Source organism: Hafnia sp., from assembly GCF_036648275.1.
GTDB lineage: Bacteria > Pseudomonadota > Gammaproteobacteria > Enterobacterales > Enterobacteriaceae > Hafnia > Hafnia alvei.
This window is the reverse complement of record NZ_JAVXIQ010000001.1, coordinates 293167-312526: the sequence shown is the minus strand read 5'-3', so window position 1 is coordinate 312526 and position 19360 is coordinate 293167. Positions and strand designations below refer to the sequence as shown.

The 19360-nt window shown below is 42.7% G+C and carries 15 protein-coding genes; 2 read left to right on the top strand and 13 right to left on the bottom strand.

The annotated features are described in order from the left end of the window. Positions 1-778: 778 nt before the first annotated feature. From RSC70_RS01635 to RSC70_RS01615, 5 genes are all read right to left on the bottom strand, one after another. The gene (locus RSC70_RS01635; RefSeq protein WP_332541477.1) at positions 779-2317 is read right to left on the bottom strand and encodes a DHA2 family efflux MFS transporter permease subunit; all 1539 of its coding nucleotides are present in this window, start codon (positions 2315-2317) and stop codon (positions 779-781) included. An 8-nt stretch (positions 2318-2325) separates the two neighbouring features. Then, positions 2326-3477, bottom strand: coding sequence for an EmrA/EmrK family multidrug efflux transporter periplasmic adaptor subunit (locus tag RSC70_RS01630; RefSeq protein WP_234618368.1), 1152 nt, complete (start codon positions 3475-3477; stop codon positions 2326-2328). 233 nt (positions 3478-3710) lie between these two features. Beyond that, complete coding sequence (locus RSC70_RS01625; RefSeq protein WP_234618367.1) at positions 3711-4466, bottom strand: helix-turn-helix domain-containing protein; 756 nt, start codon at positions 4464-4466, stop codon at positions 3711-3713. Positions 4467-4686: 220 nt separating this feature from the next. Beyond that, positions 4687-6966, bottom strand: a complete 2280-nt coding sequence (locus tag RSC70_RS01620) for an FdhF/YdeP family oxidoreductase (protein ID WP_332541475.1) — start codon at positions 6964-6966, stop codon at positions 4687-4689. An 890-nt stretch (positions 6967-7856) separates the two neighbouring features. Next, positions 7857-8192: a DMT family transporter gene (locus RSC70_RS01615; protein WP_025801799.1), complete on the bottom strand. Its 336-nt coding sequence runs from the start codon at positions 8190-8192 to the stop codon at positions 7857-7859. 141 nt (positions 8193-8333) lie between these two features. Here RSC70_RS01615 and RSC70_RS01610 point away from each other — a divergent pair, with 141 nt between their 5' ends. Further along, positions 8334-9695 carry an MASE1 domain-containing protein gene (locus RSC70_RS01610; protein WP_332541474.1) on the top strand — a complete coding sequence of 454 codons (1362 nt, stop codon included), beginning with the start codon at positions 8334-8336 and terminating at the stop codon, positions 9693-9695. Between the two features lie 38 nt (positions 9696-9733). Continuing rightward, positions 9734-11053, top strand: a complete 1320-nt coding sequence (locus RSC70_RS01605) for an HdeD family acid-resistance protein (protein WP_130998593.1) — start codon at positions 9734-9736, stop codon at positions 11051-11053. 307 nt (positions 11054-11360) lie between these two features. On the opposite strand, the gene RSC70_RS01600 is transcribed toward RSC70_RS01605, so the two are convergent. From RSC70_RS01600 to RSC70_RS01565, 8 genes are all read right to left on the bottom strand, one after another. Then, positions 11361-12584 (bottom strand): hypothetical protein, encoded by a 1224-nt coding sequence (locus tag RSC70_RS01600; RefSeq protein WP_332541471.1) that lies wholly within the window; start codon positions 12582-12584, stop codon positions 11361-11363. Positions 12585-13090: 506 nt separating this feature from the next. After that, on the bottom strand, positions 13091-13954 hold the full coding sequence (locus RSC70_RS01595) for a formylglycine-generating enzyme family protein (protein WP_332541470.1): 864 nt from the start codon (positions 13952-13954) through the stop codon (positions 13091-13093). Further along, complete coding sequence (locus tag RSC70_RS01590; RefSeq protein ID WP_332541469.1) at positions 13947-14975, bottom strand: formylglycine-generating enzyme family protein; 1029 nt, start codon at positions 14973-14975, stop codon at positions 13947-13949. The genes RSC70_RS01595 and RSC70_RS01590 overlap by 8 nt, the downstream gene beginning before the upstream one ends. A gap of 152 nt (positions 14976-15127) precedes the next feature. Next, positions 15128-15601, bottom strand: a complete 474-nt coding sequence (locus RSC70_RS01585; RefSeq protein ID WP_332541467.1) for an adhesin — start codon at positions 15599-15601, stop codon at positions 15128-15130. 172 nt (positions 15602-15773) lie between these two features. Beyond that, a complete protein-coding gene (eutR, locus tag RSC70_RS01580; protein ID WP_040046879.1) occupies positions 15774-16823 on the bottom strand; it encodes an HTH-type transcriptional regulator EutR in 1050 nt (349 codons plus the stop codon). A 26-nt stretch (positions 16824-16849) separates the two neighbouring features. Next, positions 16850-17437: a BMC domain-containing protein gene (locus tag RSC70_RS01575; protein WP_025801792.1), complete on the bottom strand. Its 588-nt coding sequence runs from the start codon at positions 17435-17437 to the stop codon at positions 16850-16852. Positions 17438-17443: 6 nt separating this feature from the next. Beyond that, positions 17444-18796 (bottom strand): 4Fe-4S dicluster domain-containing protein, encoded by a 1353-nt coding sequence (locus RSC70_RS01570; RefSeq protein ID WP_442904239.1) that lies wholly within the window; start codon positions 18794-18796, stop codon positions 17444-17446. Continuing rightward, positions 18789-19355 (bottom strand): BMC domain-containing protein, encoded by a 567-nt coding sequence (locus tag RSC70_RS01565; RefSeq protein ID WP_332541464.1) that lies wholly within the window; start codon positions 19353-19355, stop codon positions 18789-18791. Before RSC70_RS01565 ends, RSC70_RS01570 begins: the two co-directional genes overlap by 8 nt. Positions 19356-19360: the final 5 nt, after the last annotated feature.

The following is a 19360-nucleotide window of genomic DNA, read 5'->3' as shown; positions in this document are numbered from 1 at the left end:
TACAAGCGAAGATAATATAGCTATATTTCAGAGTTACGCTTCAATCAAGAATGATATACACTCGTTATCTCAAGAGATAGCAACTCTTAGAAAAACAGAGAGTTTAAATAATAAGGCATCCGATAGCATAGATCTCTACGAGTTAAATAAAGCTCTTTGAAGTTATTTAGATTACCTCAATACCGGCCTTACTATTTGAGAGGTCGGTACCTGCTCTAGCAGACTCACAATATTAATCATTTACTTTAATTAAATACTAGAGCTAGCAATTATTATTTCCAATGACCCACTGTATTATTCAAAAACCTCCCAATCTTTATTTTTTAACTCTGTAAAACTTCCTTCCTCGCCATAAATTCATTGGAAATTCATATAATCCATATCCATAAATCACTTACATTGCAAAGAAATTAACTCACAATAAACAACTATCAACGATCAACGATCAACGATCAACGATCAACGATCAACGATCAACGATCAATAAATGCCAATCCTGTCGAAAATTGCTAAAGATTTTTTGCATATTATATTGCAAGAACTATCTAAACATCTCGACTACTAGATGACTAAATGTTGCATTCGACTATTGGAAAGACTATGAAAATTCTGTGCTGGCATGTAACAGTAAAGCAGTGCTTAATGTGATTGGAGAAGAGACTTAGGAGGCATTTAAATAAACCCCTCTTCTTTTGCTATCTAGACATTATGACAAAAAAACCACTAAATAAATTTGAATACTAAGAGAAAAGTTTCTCCTAGTATCCCTGAAGTAATATCATGTAGCAGGTTTAGTATTAAATGGAGGGCGTGCAAACCAAACTATCAGTGTAAGCATTAGAAAAATGCCTGATGAGTAATAAAATATATCATTTGCAGAAACCAACAAACTTTGTTGTGTAACCTGAGTATTTATATATTGTAATGACTGTGGTAAACCCAATCCTTTATCGCTAAGTTTTTTTATTAGGTCTACGCTTTCCTCACTAAAAGTGGATATCGATTCAGATAAATTACTATGATGAAAAGATCCCCCACGACTCCATAACGTGATAGTAATCGACGTACCAATTGAGCCTGCTAGCGTACGAAAAAAGTTACTCATACTTGTTGCGGCTGCAAATTTTTCAGGAGCGAGTCCAGAAAGCGTGATTGTCGTAAGAGGCAAGAAAAAGCAAGCAACGGCAAAACCTTGGATAAATTGAGGTACAATGATTGCTGTAAAATCTATATCTGTGTTGAAAGTTACTGCTCTCCAATAATAACATCCAGCATACACGATAAAACTGAATGTTACCAATATCCTCATATCTATTTTGTTGCCATAATGACCAATAATGGGTGCAATTATAAGAGGTATAATACCTATTGGAGAATAGGCTAATCCGGCCCAGACTGACGTGTATCCAAATACCTCTTGCAATAATTGAGGCATCAAGACTATGGCCCCAGAATATATTAAATATGCACAACTTATGGCTAATACACCGATGCAGAAATTGCGAGATCTAAATAAACTTAAATCAATTAGCGGATTAGATGATGTTGCCTCCCAAATAATCAAAAGAATAATAGAGAGAACCGATATAATACACAGCAAAACTATCAGATTAGAACTAAACCAGTCAAGATCGTTGCCTTTATCTAGCATTATCTGTAAGCAGCCCACACCTAGAACCAGCAAGCTAAGCCCAACCAAGTTTAGTTTCACAGGAATAACCTCTGTCTCTCTACCTCTCAAAACACCTGTGGTTGTTAAAACAACAATAATGCCAAAGGGAACATTTATCAAAAATATCCATCCCCAGCTGAAATTATCACAAATATATCCACCTAAGATCGGGCCAAATATAGGGGCGATAATGACAGTCATTGACCACAAGGCGAGTGCAATATTTCTTTTTTCTGGTGCATAGTTCCGCAATAGCAGGCTTTGGGATAAAGGAATTAGTGGCCCTGCAACTAACCCTTGAATCACTCTAAAAAAAATCAGCACATCTAAACTGTTAGACAAACCACAACAAAGAGAAGCTAAAGAAAATAATGAAACGGATATAATAAAAAGCTTTAGCTCTCCAAATCGTAGGGCCAGTCGTCCTGTAATTGGAATGGAGATTGCGTTAGCAACACCAAATGAAGTAATAACCCAAGTACCTTCATTTGTTGATGAACCAAGAAATCCTGAAATTGTAGGTATAGCTACGTTTGATATAGTTGAATCGAGCATTTGCATAAAAGTCGCCAACGACAATGCAATAGTCACTAAAACTAGATTCATACCTTTGAGAGGAGACATATTATTCGTTTGAGTAGTCATAGAATATCTTAATTGGTATTAATAATTTCGACAATCTCCCGATCTACATCGGCAGTATCTAAAACCAACGTCTTGCTGCTGTACACAGGTGTGGCGCGTTGTGTTTTCGGAAGTGAGGACGCCTCACCACCAATTGTTTTAATTTTCACATTTGTAGACAAACCAATCCTAAGTGGATGATTTTCGAGTTGGTCAATATCAACCATAATTTTAACAGGAACACGTTGAACTACTTTAATCCAATTCCCTGAAGCATTTTGAGCAGGAAGTAATGAAAATGCTGAGCCTGTCCCCATGTTGATACCCGTTACATATCCAGTATAAACAACACTATCTCCATATATATCAGTCGTAAAGCTTGCCTTTTGCCCAATTCTGACACGACCTAACTGAGTTTCTTTAAAGTTAGCATTTATCCAAAACTGATCCATTGGAACTACAGCCATCAGACTCTGCCCTACACTAATATTTTCTCCAACATTCACATTACGTTGTGCGACATAGCCCGTTACTGGACTTTTAATTTTTGTTCGCTGGAGTGTTAGCCAGGCCTCGCGCACAGCATCAGCTGCATTTTGAATCGATGGCTGATTGGCAAAATTTGTATCACGCAATAGAGCTTGGTTGCTTTTGTATTCTTGCAAAGCGATATTGAGACTGATCTTATTACTTGCGACTAAATTTTTCGCATGCTGAAGAGTTTCATGAGGCACCGCGGCTACACCAGTGAGTCTTGAGTACCGATTCAAATCAGTCAGTGATTGTTCATATGCTATTTTTGCCTTCTCAATATTATCTCTATCAAGCGAGTTATTTATGTATAGTTGCCTAACTTTTCGAACTGTTTCTGATAAGTTACTTTTGGCTTTATTATAAGCTAGTGTTGCATCTGTATTATCAAGCTGAACAAGTACATCCCCCTTTTTCACAAGGTCTGTATTAGTATAATTTATACTTACGACGCTAGATGCTACCTGGGAAGATATTAATATCTTATTGCCTGATACATAAGCATCATCAGTTGTCTGCAACTCTCTTAGCTCTAAGAACCAGTAGACTGAAAAAACAGATACACATAGCAAAAAAATAATAAATACAGATAATATCAGTTTATTTCTAGTGAAATTTATTTTATCTTTTGATAGTTTACTTAAACTCATTTTATTTCCCAAGGATGATACTATTTAGGTAACGAAGACAACAACAAAAATACAGAAACACTAAACTATGATAATGTGACTCCACATTTTGATCATTAAGGTTATTAACATATACGCCCCAACGATAAAACTCGCAGACATTCCTAACATCAAAGCCATCAGTTTCACAAAAAGCCTCATTGAATAACACATACAGTGGATCCATGAAATTTATCCGCTAGCTACTACAGTAGCTACACGCAACAATATATGCCCTTAGAATAACAAGATGGTGTTATTAAGTAATGTTTCTTGAATACTGCAATAAAATAAGAGGCGTTAGAAAATCCACATTTACTAGCGACATCGAGTATCGAAATATTTTTTGACTCTAGTAGAAACTTCGCTAGCTTCATACGGCTTTTAACTAAGATTTTTTTATAGCAAGTTCCCTCTTCTCGCAATCTTCTTTTTAATCCGCTAGCGCTCATGCACAGTTCATTGGCTATGTCATTGAGTTTCCAGTTTCTTGAGGGACAACTTTCAATAATTGCCTCTACTTGTAGGCATGTAATATGCCTTACTGCACGTAGCAAATAGTTTAATAATTGAGACTGATCAAAGAAGTAGGATAACAGCATTAACAAATGAGTTACGAACTTAGACTCTTCTTGTTCAGACTGAGCTTGTAATAGCGATAACTCAACCGTTTTGAAAAAAACATCATGCACATCGAAATGTGCACAATAGTAGTCAGAGACTTTTTTTCTATTTCCTAACTTTAACTGCTTCGCAGATAGAAAACTTATCAACTCATGCAGTAAATTTTGCCTGATAGGTATTTCATGTATATTCTGATATGGAAAATACTTCCTATTCTCACTATTGGTTAACACCATTGTGCTAGGGCCAATGAGCTCATAACCAACTTCAGATTTGAATGAAAAATCTGCTTCACAGCTAAGAATAAGATAACAGGCATTAGTATCATTTAAACTATGGTTACACATTATTAATTAACCTATATAGAATAAATCAAATATTTATAAGATTCATTCCTTATGAAATTTCTAGAGAACCTAGTGTTAATTGAAATGGATACATTTACTCTGGGAGTTAAATCCACTTTATTTCGTTTAAGCAACGTTGAGTTTAAATTTCATCTAACTCACCATGAATATTCTACGTCTTAATCTTGATATATGTATAAATATAAACTAAACATAATAGCTAGTTGCAAACCTCTATCTCTATTGGGATGTTTTTATATGCTGGAATGCCACTTTTTTTATCACATTGATCCAAGGTAAGCATGTGGTTAGACTCTGGGAAATATGTAACGGCTGTTTTATCTGCCATTTTATAAATGACAACTTTAAGTTTATTCATCCTTCTATCACTACGAGTCCCATCACGATTCAAGGCAATTATGTTCACTCGTTCACCGTCATTAACAGAAATGCTGCGAGCTGTTTCTTTGCTTATAAATAATACGTCTCTTTGTCCATACACCCCTCGGTAACGATCATCCATCCCATAGATTGTTGTATTGTACTGATCATGACTGCGTACGGTTGCCAATATAATCCCTTTTTTACTCGGAATTTTTGGGTCTTCTAACAGACTCGGAAAGGTCACGAAATTTGCTCGTCCTGATGCTGTAAGCCATCGCCTTTCAGAAGCAGAATTTGTTAATGTAAAGCCTCCTGGTTTTCTTACTCGTTCATTGTAATGACTAAAATCGGGAAACACTTTTTCAATGTGATCTCTAATCAAATCGTAGTTACTCTTCAATTCATCCCAGTTCACCTTTTCCTGCCCTAAAGTTGCTTTAGCCAACCCAGCAATAATTTCACACTCTGATTTCAGATTTTCACTCGCAGGTGTTAGCACGCCCAAGGAGGAATGAACTACAGACATTGAGTCCTCGACGCTAACAAACTGATAATTTCCATTTTGTGAATCTTTTTCTGTTCTCCCTAAAACTGGAAAGACATAGCTGTTTTTAGAGACTAATAAATGTGAGGTATTTAGTTTTGTTGCTAAGTGTACCGTTAGCTCTAATTCTCTAAACATCGGATATGTTGTTGTACAGTCTGGCATCGCAGCAGCAAAATTCCCACCAAGACAAATTAATGCCTTTGATTTTCCACTGCAGATAGCTTTCATACTTTCAACGGCAGAATGCCCAAATTGTTTTGGCGGTATGAACCCGAATCGTTTATTCAGATTATGGAGTAACTCGCTATTTGGTTTTTCCGTAATCCCGACTGTTCTATCACCTTGGACATTGGAATGACCACGTAGAGGACAGATACCAGCACCTTCCCTCCCTATATTTCCCTTTAAGAGAAGTAAGTTGACTAATTGCTGCACATTTTGGGTTCCATGTTCGTGCTGTGTTATCCCCATGCCATAGCAAATTATGGTTTTTTTTGCAGATGCATAGCTTGCGGCTAGGCGGTGTATATCTTCTTCACTGATGCCACTGCTCTCAATGATATGTTCCCACTCTGTGTTAAGTACATCTGTACGAAGTTCCCTGTATCCATTCGTGTGATTTTGGACAAATTCAATGTCTAAGATCCCTTCTTTACCTTGAGATAAGGACTTTTCATGTAATTCGATTAGAGATCTCATAACTCCCTTCATCAACGCAATATCTCCCCCGACGCGGACATGGTAGTAGTCACTTGCTAAATTAGTACCTTTGTCGGTTAGCATCTCATATGGGTTTTGTGGGGCAATAAAGCTTGTAAGTCCTACCTCTTGCATTGGATTTATCGCAATAATCTTCGCACCTCTCAGTGCTACTTCTCGTAAAGAAGTCAGCATTCTTGGATGGTTTGTTCCAGGATTATGCCCAATACAAATAACGAGATCACAGTGGTCAAAATCCTCTAATTTTACCGTTCCCTTGCCTACGCCAATACTCTCCATGAGTCCGACACTCGTTGGCTCATGACACATGTTTGAACAGTCTGGGAAATTATTTGTGCCATACATTCTTGCAAAGAGCTGATACAGGAACGCAGCCTCATTGGAGGTCCTCCCTGAGGTATAAAACTCTACAACGTTAGGGTCATTGAAAGACTTAAGTTTTTGAGAGATTTCAGCAAAAGCGACTTCCCATTCAATGGGTAAATACTTATCAGTAGAGGGATCATATTTAAGAGGCGTTGTAAGCCTGCCGGTCTGCTCGAGTGTTCGAGGTTCCCATCCCAGCAATTCACTTACGGTATTGGTTTTGAAGAATTCAGCATCCGCTCGTTTTTCTGTCGCCTCCCAGGAAACAGCTTTAGCACCGTTTTCCCACACGTCGAAGGATGATGTATGTTTTGGATCCGGCCATGCACATCCTGGACAGTCGAATCCATCGACTTTATTCATGTGAAAAAGTGCAATTAGACCATGTTGAATATCCATTTCATGTCGAATTGAGCTCACCACCGCCCTGACTGCCCCCCAACCGGCAGCGGCTCCATTATATGGTTTAATCTTTGCTGTCACGATGCTTCCTCTATAGGATAAAAATTAGTTAATATTTATAAATAAATAAGTAGGTGAATTTTAAGATGACTAACATTAAATACTTTATAAACAATGTTAATATTCTCAATAATTTAATAACACACTTTATTAATTAATAATAAAACAATCACGATAGGCCTTCTATCAATAAAGTAAGTTTTAAATTTCTATTTAATCAATATTTAGGTTTTAGCCTTTAACTTATAAAATATAATTCACATCAAATATGGAAATCATCAAATTGCCAACTAACCTATTTTCCTTGTTATTTATATCTATATTACTGGTATCGCCAGCACATAGCGAAGTCGATATTTCATCATCAAAATCATGGCCTTATGACGGATTACTCCTACTGAGTCATAAAATAAAATTAACAGCCAATCAATTTGTAGAGATGTCAAATACTAATGAGAATGACTTAGAAGAAGCAGACGATATAAGAAATGAAGAGGAAATATTCTTAGGCTGCGAATATTCTGATTCGTATACTATTCAAAATTTTATGTATAAATACACTTAGGCATACAGTAAAGCTTAAAATGTTTTACTGTTATTGCGTATTACTCACAAAATCAGTGCCAAAAAGGATGAGATTTTTCCTTCAATTTTATGTTTAGCCTACGGTTTTAATTATCATATGAATTTATAGGGATTTGAATTTCACACTTATACCAGCATCGATTTATAAGAACTCTGGTCACCATATTCATCCAGCTATTACAGACTTTCCTAAGCACTCTCCCCTTCCGAATATCCGTTCGTGGCGAGCAACTTAACGACATGCTACACGTAGTTATTTGTAGTGCAATATGATGAAAAAGAAACAATAAGTAGGGCCTGCTAGTGCCCTCAATATATTGTAAGAATTAGTGCGTTACTGATTTTGAAAACAATTGGATAACCATAATCCCAAGTGCTATAAGCACCATCCCAGCAATCGCCGGCAGATCGAGTTTTTGTTTATAAATGAAGAACGACATAATCGATACTAAAAAGATTCCCATGCCAGCCCAAATGGCATAAGCGATACCGATATTCATCGTTTTTACAACCTGAGACAGACCATAAAATGAAATTGCATAGCCTATGATCACAATTGCGCTTGGTAGCAAGCGGCTAAAGCCCTCAGATGCTTTCATCATCGTTGTTGCCAGAGTTTCAGCGCAAATGGAAATCGCAAGGATAATATAGGTGTTTGGCATAGGATTCTCTTCATACTGTAATGTGCTGGTCATTATACAAGTCTGAAGAATCTATGTGTCAACCACAACACAACAGCCCCACCATAGAACTGCCCCATAATTCATAGACTCTAAGACTCATGTTGCTTTGTTTTCCAGTCAATGATTGTTAGCATTGGTGCCATTGTATCAGCCGTGTTAGCGCTATATTTAAATAGCTTAGTACATACTCTAACTAGGAGGAATTCAGCCGCAATGAAAGCGTATTTTCCTACGTGGCTTCAGCAGTTATCCATCCTCCTCATGTGGGGGCTAATTTTCTATTTAGCCGGATTAACGTCGCTGAAATTCGATGACCCAGACTCATCAATTGCTATTATTTGGTTTCCTGCCGGGGTCGCAGTTGCTGCTTTTCTAAGCGCCCGCTGGAGAGATTACCCGAGCCTAATAGTCATTTTTACACTGGCTAACGTTTTGTTAGATGAGGATTGGAGAAGCCCACTCACATTTGCTGTTTCGATGCTGTATTCATTTTTGTCGATTCCGTCGACCGTCATAATCGCTTGGGTTGTGCGTCGCTTTGCACGCCTAAATGACGATCTTCATATCATCCTTGTTTGGATAGTGGCGACACTTGTTATCAGCGCAGTGGATTCTTTGGTGGTCGTTGGCGGATTTGCTCTAATACACGACCAGCCATTCCTTGAACTCTTCTCACAAGGATTTATCGCCGACATCACCGGGATATTCTTCGCAACGCCGATAGTAATGGGATTCATTAATAAGAATGAGCCTTCTTCAGCCAGCAATCGCGTGTCAAAATCAATCGGTTTCGCACTATGGCTACTGCTTTGTGCAACGGCGGGGGTTGTCTTCGGTCACGAATTACCTTGGGTAGCCAAGCATGCCACTGCGCTCTACTTTGGTCTGGCTTGCCTGCCTATCGCGATAGTTATGATAATTTCTGTATTTTGGGGAAACCTTGGCGGTTCTGTTGCGCTGCTAACGCTAGGCGCTATCGTTATCTATTTTACCGACCAGCACCAAGGCCCCTTCTTTCTGAAAAGCCTAACCTATACCGAATCATTATTTTTAGCCCTGACCTATTTGTCCGCCACCACGTTATTGGTTGTGTTCATTAGAGTCTTGAGGCGCTCGACCAGAAACCATGATCCTGAAACCGGACGTATTGTCGGTAATGGTGTGTTCTATCGACTTAATACATCGTCTGGTTCATTTATTTGGGAAAACGATCTCTCAATACTGTTTGGCGATATGACAGATGGAACGTTAGACAATCTGGAAGAAGTATTACAACGTGTTCATCCACGTGACAAAGAAAAGCTTCGTTCCCACTGGCGCGCTTGCTCGCAGGATAAACGTAGCTCCATGATTTTCCGTATCCAAACATTCAACGACCAATGGATCACCTTAGTCGATAAAGGCAGTGTGCACATAGTGTTGGACGGTGAAGATATTATCGTAGGTAACTGGCAGGCTAGCCGCTATCACCTTGCCCTCTAAATGCGACCACGATTACTAGATCTCGGAGGCTGAAGCTTGTGATCCAAATTGTTCTTTTATTATTCGGCGTCGAATTCGTCCAGACGAAAGCAAAATACCTCATGCTGATCGGTATTTTGTGGGGGGTGCTTGGCGTTAGCATTTTCATCGATGGCCTAGACGGCGTAACCTATTTTCCATTACGCGTATTCGGCACATTATTGTTTGTCGAAAGTTTAGTCACTTTGAGTATTGCGTCCAGTGGTGTTGGAGCACAAAAGGCTGTCCTTTATTTCAAAGGAGCAATTTTTTGTTCAGTATCTATTCTCATTCTGTTTAATAGAGCCTATAGCAATCTTTTATTGGCTATCGTTTTTGGTTTTGCGTTCTTCGTGATAGGACTGTTTATTATTTCTTCAGCGTGGGTAGTGAGATACCCTCACTGGAAAAATGCGATGCTCGGTGGTATCGCACAGATAATATTTGCATTTTTCATGTTTAGCCCTTATCCGACGCACTATAAAGCCACAGTTCCTGTCTTTCTTGGCACACTAATGCTGATTAGCGGTATCAATACAGCGCGCTTGGCGCTCAGGGCGAGACAAATAAGCGAAGGGGTTTCAATTTTTGATCTGCTAGCACCTTCCGATATTCAGAATGACCTAACGAAACACCCGGTCTCTCTCACTAGCGACAGTTCAAATGCTGATTTCATCGGACCGCTTACCGTTCATATTTGGACACCTGTCGGGACAGCAAACACATCGCCAATACCCCGCCCAGTGATTAACCGCTATATCGCTGCGGTTGATACTGACGGCGTGATTTCAACCGGCCATGCTGCGCTGGAACTATCACCGGATATCTATATCAGCCTCTATCCCGAATCAGACATTGACCGATCGCCCTCTGAGTTTCTGAATATTCTAAAAGCAACTCAAGACAATAATGTACCAGGTGTTTTCCAGCCTGATTATGCCACTGAAGCGGCAAACTGGTGCGAGTCAGATCGTAAGGTTTATTTCAATCAATACAACGGGATGGCATTGTTGCGATATTGGAAAGGTTATCGGATGACGACGACCTATAACCTGACTTACCGAAACTGTTCAAGCAGCGTTGCATATGCGTTAGAGGCGTCGCTAGAAGGTGTGCTTTCTGAGCAAAGCAAAAGTTGGGGCTCTACCCTACGAACGCTATTTATGCCAGAGCTATGGATAGCGGCCCAGGTGCGGAAACGGGCACTCTCAATGGCTTGGACTCCGGGATTGGTTATGGATTATGCCCGTGCTCTACGAAGTATTGTTCATCCAGTTCCAGAGCCTTGGTACCAACGTTTATCAATTAAGTGGCGTGAGCGTTCGAATAGTAGAAAGTAGCCGTAGCACCCTAATATCTGGCGCTGATTGAGCTGTACATTCACACTTTTCGTTTTTTAGTTGGCCATATTCTCCAATGATAGTTGGGCTTTTGCTTATCACATGGACAATTTATTTTGAGGGTTTAGCGAGAATTGTTGGTAGGGTTTAATACAGAGAGGTCAATACAATCGCACCTCTCTGTATTTGTAACGTCTAAATAAACCGTGCCCCACGCGCCGCTAGCGAAGCTGAAGGCTTTTCGTTAAACAGGCGCTGGCAGATATCGATAGTCGCAAAAAGCTCTCCCTAGCACTGAATCTGTTTCTCAAGCAATCGCCAACTCAATCATCTCGAAGACTTTTTTCGCTCCTGCGTTGGATTGCGTCAGCGTAATTTTCTGTTTTATTCCTTCTTTCAACCAGAGCGTGATTTGTTTATTCAAAGCACCTGAGAAAGTGACCTTCTCAATATTACTGAACCGTGTGAAGAATTTATCTTCATCCTCAAACATGCCCGGTAAACAATAAATGGCCTCATCGGTTAACACTACGCCACGATCCCCTTTTCCTATCAGCGTTTCATCAAAGTAAAAAAGGACATCCTCTTTCTTAAGAGGCGGCAATGATCCCGCTGCGGCAACAGCCTGAATAAAATTACTGATTTTTTTATCATTCAGCTCGTCGTAACGATAAAAATTATGATCTTTGTGCGTCACGTAGCGCTGTTCTTTTTCATTGTTCAACCGGTTGACAGGCTGTTCAGCAGCAGGAGTACTTAATTCCGCCAGTGAACCGGTTAATGATGCGCCCACGGCTCCACTGCCAGGAACGATCGTGGAGTTGACCACCGTTTGGGTAACGTTGCGCGTGTAGTCGGCAACGACCGTTCCTCGCGCAGTGGTGTATCCGCTCACCGACTGGGGAAGTTTCGCGGTCGTTTTTACTAAGCTCGTCTGGAATGCAGCACGCAATGAGGCAACAATAGACGCAAGCAACAGCACAATCATTGGTACAGATAGCAACGTAACGGAGAAGAGAAACAGACTGTGTTTTGGTGTATCCGAACGTTCGCTGATACGCCCGATACATGCCGCTGCCACGAAAAAGTAGACAATTCCACATCCAATTGTCAGCAGCATATTGCTGTCGCCGTAATGATTAAACTGATAGATGACAGGAATTAAGAGGCTAGCATACAGCGCAGCACTCAGCAGAGCATCCGGCAGCAAATTTTGAATGCTCTCAAATGCCCTCGCGATATTGTACAGTATCCAGCATATTAGGATTATCCAGCCAATAACGGGGATCGCAGCGGCGATCCCCATCAAAATAACGCTGGCAACGATCCCGCCTAGAATACCGGCAAGGTGTCCTTCAGATGCCAGATAGTAAATAAAAAACAGAAGTGAAAAGCCAATCATCCCGGGAACAACAAGAAAAACAGCTTCCGGTATGAAAAACACGCCAGCCCAAACAGCTAATAACACCAAAAAGCAGAGGCCTGGCCCAGTATTCTGCGCCTTCACCGTCACATCCGTATTGTTTGTCATATCCTAATTCAGCCTATTGTCTTCTCGCGTTTAGCCGTTTGTTCAAAACGGTATCTATAAAATATAATACCTGATTAATTTAAAGCCACATTTATCAGTATCTGGTTCTGGAAATTTCCGTTAATACAACACGACAGAGTGCCTATAATATATCTCTGAAGAACTGACGTAATTACCCGCTCGCTTATTCATCGTTTTACACTGCCCTTCTATCGGATTCAGGCTGGCCTCGTATGGCAGCAAGTAATGACACGCTATATTCAGTAGATAATTCCTTATTTTCACCTGTCCTGTGGTATCCAGCATCTTCAAAGAGGAAAAATACAAGCCAAATTAAAAATGAGTACCTCTATGATATACAAATAAAAACTAATTTAAATAAAATTGATTAAAAACTCACAACTTAACGTCCAATTTTCCTCTAATGCCTTTATAAAGTCCCGCGGAACCTCATAAAGGTAATAGAGGAAAGTATAAAATCCACGCAAATGCATGGGTTCTTTATTTCATGGAGTCATAACGCAACGAGCTGTATTTCTATCATTTTTGTTATCACGGATTCGTGAAACCGTTGGTGCACCACCGGACTCCCCTATGGATTGGGAACGCACAACTCTGTCGTCTTTGTATTTATCATTATTAGTCCACTCCTTATAAACATCCCGCGTCCATTCCCAGCCGTTGCTAGCCAAGTCATAGATTCCAAGGGGATTAGGAGGGAACATCCCAACAGGCATCATCTTATATTGCAGGACTGAGTCTGTACGCTCTTTATCGGTATCCTGCGGCACATTTCTACCTGGCTCAACAATACCGCTATCAGTTGGGTAAAGAATAAATTGACCTCGATTGCGAGCCGCATACTCCCACTGTTGTTCGGTTGGTAAATCCATTTTCTTCCCTGATATTTTTCCTAACCATTGACAATAAGACTGTGCTTCCTGCCAAGTCAGTTGAACAGGCACGCGTTCTTCCTTCAGCTCTTTTTGTTTTATGTCGGTAACTTCTATAGGTTCCTTAGCGTTAGCCTGAGTATAAATAGCATAATCAGAGTAAGTAATTTGATACTTTGCGATTGCGAAATCATCTATAGAAACTTCTCTCGGCTCCAGAACGTAATTAAAGATCTGTTGAGCGTAACGCTGATCGCCGAATTCAGTATCAAATTTACCGAAATTGAATGAGCCCCCCTTAATCTTAATGAGATCGATTTGCGATTGTGCAGCCAGACTCTCGACATTGTTACCGGAGAATATTGAACCTGCGCGAGAAATCAGGCGGCTTACGTTATCGTGCAATGACTCAGAAAATAACAGCCACGGCAGTAACGCCGCGACGAGGAATGAGATACAAAGATGTTTTTTACTCATGTGTCGCTATCCTTTGCGAACTGTTAATTACGCAGCGGACGGTGTATTGACTGGCGGAGTTAACAGAGGCAGAAACAGCTGCATAGGTGCGGTCATGCACTGTTACACCAAATCCAGATGAATCTGCATCAGGCTGATTAGGCCGTAAAACTTTAGCAGGACCTTCATTATCTAAATAACCCTTTTTAGGTCCTTGGGGATCCACAAAAGGCCCTTCTCCAATAGGTTTATCTCTCGAATACCAGTCATTGACCCACTCAAGACCATCTCCAGATAGATCATATAAACCCAGTGGTGAAGGAGGGAATTGCCCCACCGGGGTAAAATAACCGTCCTTTATAGCCTCCCTCATTTTGAAAGAGGAAACATTTACGCCGGGTTCCACTCTATTATTATTGGTCATGAACCCAATATGTTGTCCACGATCTCGCGCGGCAAACTCCCATTGGGCTTCGGTGGGGAGAGCAACCGGTAAATTCGTTAGCTTACCTAGCCACTGGCAGTAATTATGCGCCATCGTCCAGTTAATGATGGCAGGAAGATCGCCGTGTTGATGAATTTTTTCCCACCGTTCTCTATCAAAGCCATCATGATGCGGATTGATATATTTACCGATATCTGCTTGAAAAGTGTCAAAATCAAGATTGGTTATTTTAAACTTCAACATGGAATAATTTGTCAGCTTAACGGGATAGACTGGAACTGGAGCGCACCGCGACAATGTTGGCGCATAGTTATCACAGTTATCTGGTCCCAAAGTAAATTCGCCGCCCTCAATAAAAATGGCGTCGTCAGTAATTTTTTTCTTGATTAGAGTTTTGTTAGCTTCAATTACATCTGGAGTCATCGATGCAGTAATCGAGGGAGTCGACTCTTTCATGTGCTCCTGATAAAACTCGTCGATCCAAATTGCACTTTTATATAAGCCATTGCTGTAGAACATTTGCGTTAAAAAAACAAAGAACAATAAAAATGCAATACAGCATCCCTTTAAAAGGCGAGTAAAACTTAGCTTTTTCAAATGAAACCCTTTCCATTTTCCTTCACTAAGTTGCAGAGTATCATAAGCACATATGATTTACGCCCTTCCAGCTCATCGTTTTTTCAACGTTTTCGTGGCTCGTTGCTTACATCAAACTCTGAAAGGATTATCGCCAAGAAGTTCCTTATATTTTAGATACTACAGAACCCCGTCATTTCAAGTTTCTTTTCGCCATGTTTTGTTTGAATAACAACAACGGAGCTAAAGTAGCTCTCTTCTTCATTGCCTAAATCTATTTTAGGGTTTTTAATCTGAGTCAATTTTGTAGTGATAGTTGCATTATTATTTTTAAACACACTAATACCGCTATCTGATGATACTTGTTTCAAAACAGCTATCTTTCCATCCAATTTCATGATGCCAGAGTATGTGCACTGTTCCCCGCCGGCAGGACATATTTCACCTTCAACAAAGTGATAAAAGTTCTCTTTCTTATTATCAGCTAAACTCCACGTACAAACGGGATACGCTAAATCGGCAATCACACGCGCATCAAAACTCTCCGTGATAATGCTGCTTCGCGAAACAGTATCTGTGTCTGTAGCAGCACAAACACTAATACCCGACGACACAAGAACAAAAAAAAGTACTATATTCTTAAACATCTATATTCATCCTTGAATGCCAGTACATTAGTAATAATATTTCTCTATATATGAAACGAGTTGCTAGAGATCTGTTTCAATAAATATCTTCTCAAAGCACACCTACCTTAGCAATACGCTAATCCGTGTTTCGATCTTTACCCCGCCTTCACCCACAAATCAAGAGGCTATATTATATAAACCGTGCCCCACGTGCCGCTAACGAAGCTGAAGGCTTTTCGTTAAACAGGCGCTGATAGTCGGTGGCAAACTGGCTTAAATGCCAAAATCCCCACTGCATGGCGGCATCCTTCACGGTATGGCACTCGGAATATGGACTGACCAGTTCTCGGCGTACCGCATTCAGACGCAGTGCTTTTAACCACGCATTCGGCCCGATGCCCAGCACCAGATGAAATGCGTTTTGTAGCGTTCGGCGGCTAACGTGTAGCTCGCGGCATAAATCTAGCACCGTCACGGGTTCAGACGTTTGGCTCAGTAAATATTCCCGCGCCTGTGACACTAAATGCTGATAGTTAATACGGCTATAAACTTGGCGGGTTGAGACTGGCTGTGCGCCTTCTAGTAAATGCGTCATCGCCGTGAGCAGGTTATGACATAAAACTTTACGCACGTTTGCCCGTTGCATCGACTGAGGATCAACGCTGCCGTGCGAGAGCGCCTGATGGATGAAATACCACAGCGCTTCTTTTTGATACGCATTCACTTCAAGCGCAGGATTGTTGTTGAGCAGTTGCAATAGACGGTCTGGATCGATAAGCGACGAGGCGTGGCTAAACAACACATCATAAGAAACCACCACGCCAAGAATGGTGTAATCATCCGGCGTGCTGAGTTCAAACTCTCTGCCGCCTGGGCGAACCGCAATTTCTTGTGAATCCAACGGCTGTGAGCCGATAAAACCGTGCTCACCGCGCACATCAGGAATGCCAAACCAGAACGCATTCGGCCACACCATGCAAGATTGACGCAGCGTCAGGTTGGTGTACTCACGGAAAATCTGCACGCCGTCGAACAGAATTTCGGTGAGCTCACCTTTAAACTTGCCGGGGCGGAGCTGATCATAAAGTTGCTGCCATGCCGTGATGGTACAGGCGTGTTCATACACATCTTGCGACTCGCGCTGATGAACATTTTCACGCTCCACCAGTGGTTTACAATTAACGGGATCAGTATCCCCAGAAAAAAGATGGTGCAAATTAAGATCTGGCTTCTTTTTCATATGCGCTCCTCGACGGCAACCACGCGTTAACTCATCAGTTGCTGCCAGAATTCTGGATGTGGGTTAGGCACCACCATGCTGTATACCAGCGCGCCTTTTTCTCCTGCTGATTCACTTGCCGACTGCGTAGCCGTGGTAACGTCAGCCACATCGCCGCTCATCACCACATAACATTTCCCGCCAATACCGTACGCCATATGCAGACGAATTAGTGTGATGTTTGCTGTTTTAACTGCACAATCAGCCGCTTCAATACAGGCCGCCACGCTGAAGGTTTCAACAACGCCCACCGCCTGCTTGTCTGGCATATCGGTCACGCCGCTAATGGCAGGCAGCACGTCAGGATGTACGTTGGCCAGCAAAAAACTATCGACCAGCAACGTACCGCCCTGCTGCTCGCCGGTATTTATCGCCTGCGTCACGGCGGCAACATCGCCCCCTACCATCACCACATATTTTCCGGGGCAAACGGTCTTAGCCATTAACAAACCGACGTTGGCACTTTTCAGCATGAAGTCCGTCACCTGCATCCCTTTTGCGATGCTCGACAGCTCAACCATTCCGATAGCGTTATAGGTTTTAACCCCTGTGATAATCCTGCTCTGCGATACCATCTCTCGCTACTCCCTCACCAACGTAATACTGCGTGACCCCACTTGGCTAACCACGCCGGAAATACTGGCGTGCAGCGCTGCGCCCAAAGCGCCGTCTTTCATCTGCGCGATGCATTCGCCTTGTACAACACGCTGGCCAATCTCGACACAGGGCGAGGCTGGCGCGCCAATATGCTGATTAAGCATCAGTTCGACCTGCTCAGGCTGCCACGCCGTTTCCTGCATCAGCGCTTTATGCATAAATGGCGTCAATCCTAAGCGCGCTACCAGCCGTTTTACCGGCAACAATCGATATTCTGCCATCGGCGAAACGGGACCTAATTCACCTTGGTATCGAACGCCGTTGGCACGCAGCTCTGCCTTAAGTAATTGATTAATTCGCATCGGGGAGATCTCTACCGGACATGACCACGCCTCACAAACGCCACACTCCGAGCAGGTTAGCGCCGCCGTCACAGACGACAGCGAAGCGATATGCCCATAACTCACCGAACGCACAATCAAATGCGGCGGCAGCTCATGACCAATCAGATGGCGAGGACACAGCTCGGTGCACATCCCACACTGTTCACACACCGTTTTTGCTTGATTAAGCACCGTCCGCTCACTGCGCATTCGGCGTTCTATCAACAGATGATCGCTCGGTAGAACCAGCAATCCACCGGTGGTTTTCGTAATCGGTTCATCCAACGATGCTAACAAACGCCCCATCATCGGGCCGCCGTTGATAAAAGCAGGATTGGCAACGGTTGCACCACCAGCCAACGCCAGTGCTTCGCGAAGTGAGGTCCCCAGCGGCAGCGTGAGCGTTATCGGTTCGGCCACCGCGCCGTTGATGGTTAAGGTACGTTGAGTTACCGCCGTTTGTGTTTCCACCGCCGCGGCAACGTTAAGCAACGTTTGCACATTGTTCACCACCACGCCAACCGACAGCGGTAGCGAGGCCGGCGGAACGCGTCGTCCGGTTGCCAGCCAAATGGTGATCACTTCATCTCCCGCCGGATAAACATCCGGCAAGATATGCAAACGAATTCCGGTCGGCAGCAGCGGCGTTAACGCCTCTATGGCGGGGTGATATTTACGCTTAATCGCCACGATGCCCTCGTTGGCTCCCGTAGCACACATGGCATATTGCAGACCACGCAGCAAACGCGCCGCCGACTGAGCGGCCAGTTGCTGATCGACCTGTAACAGTGGCTCACATTCGGCGGCGTTGACTAAATAAATCTCCGCCTGCGCCTGAAGTTTAACGTGAGTCGGAAAGCCAGCTCCGCCCGAACCCACCACACCCGCCGCAGCCACCCGAGTGCGGATCTCCTCGGGCGTTAGCGTCATGCGCATTTGGCTCGGGTTATTCATGCCCCTCCTCCTTCGCCACTTTTATACGATAGCGACTCCCCCGCTTACGCAGTTTGCCTTCCCGCAGTAGCGCTTCTAGCGTATGTCTTGTCTGCTTCAAGCTCAGTTGAAAGCGAACGGCCATTTCACCCGCTGTCATGCCTTGGGCATGGCTAGCGATCTCCGCAAGCCAGGCTTCTATAGACACACTATCATCGTCAGAAGACTCGGTTTCAGTCAGCGCTGGCGGCGCTATTTCCGCTGCTGGCGCAGCTTCAGGTGCCGGAGATGATGTTGGCGCTAAGCCTCTTAGCCCTAAAATTAACCATTCTGTATCAGGATCGGGGCGGCCAATCTCTTTGCGACTAATCACCGTACCGGTTCGGCTGGCTGCCGCCGCGCCAGCGTCCAATGCCGCACGGCAGGCCGCCAAATCGCCTTCAATAACCAGCGTCACCAGCCCCGGATCAACCACTTCATGATTGAGAACCCGAACCTGAGCCGCTTTCAGCATGGCGTCAGCGGCGTCAATGCCCGCCACCAAACCTGAAACTTCCAGTAACCCTAGCGCGTTGATCATGGCCG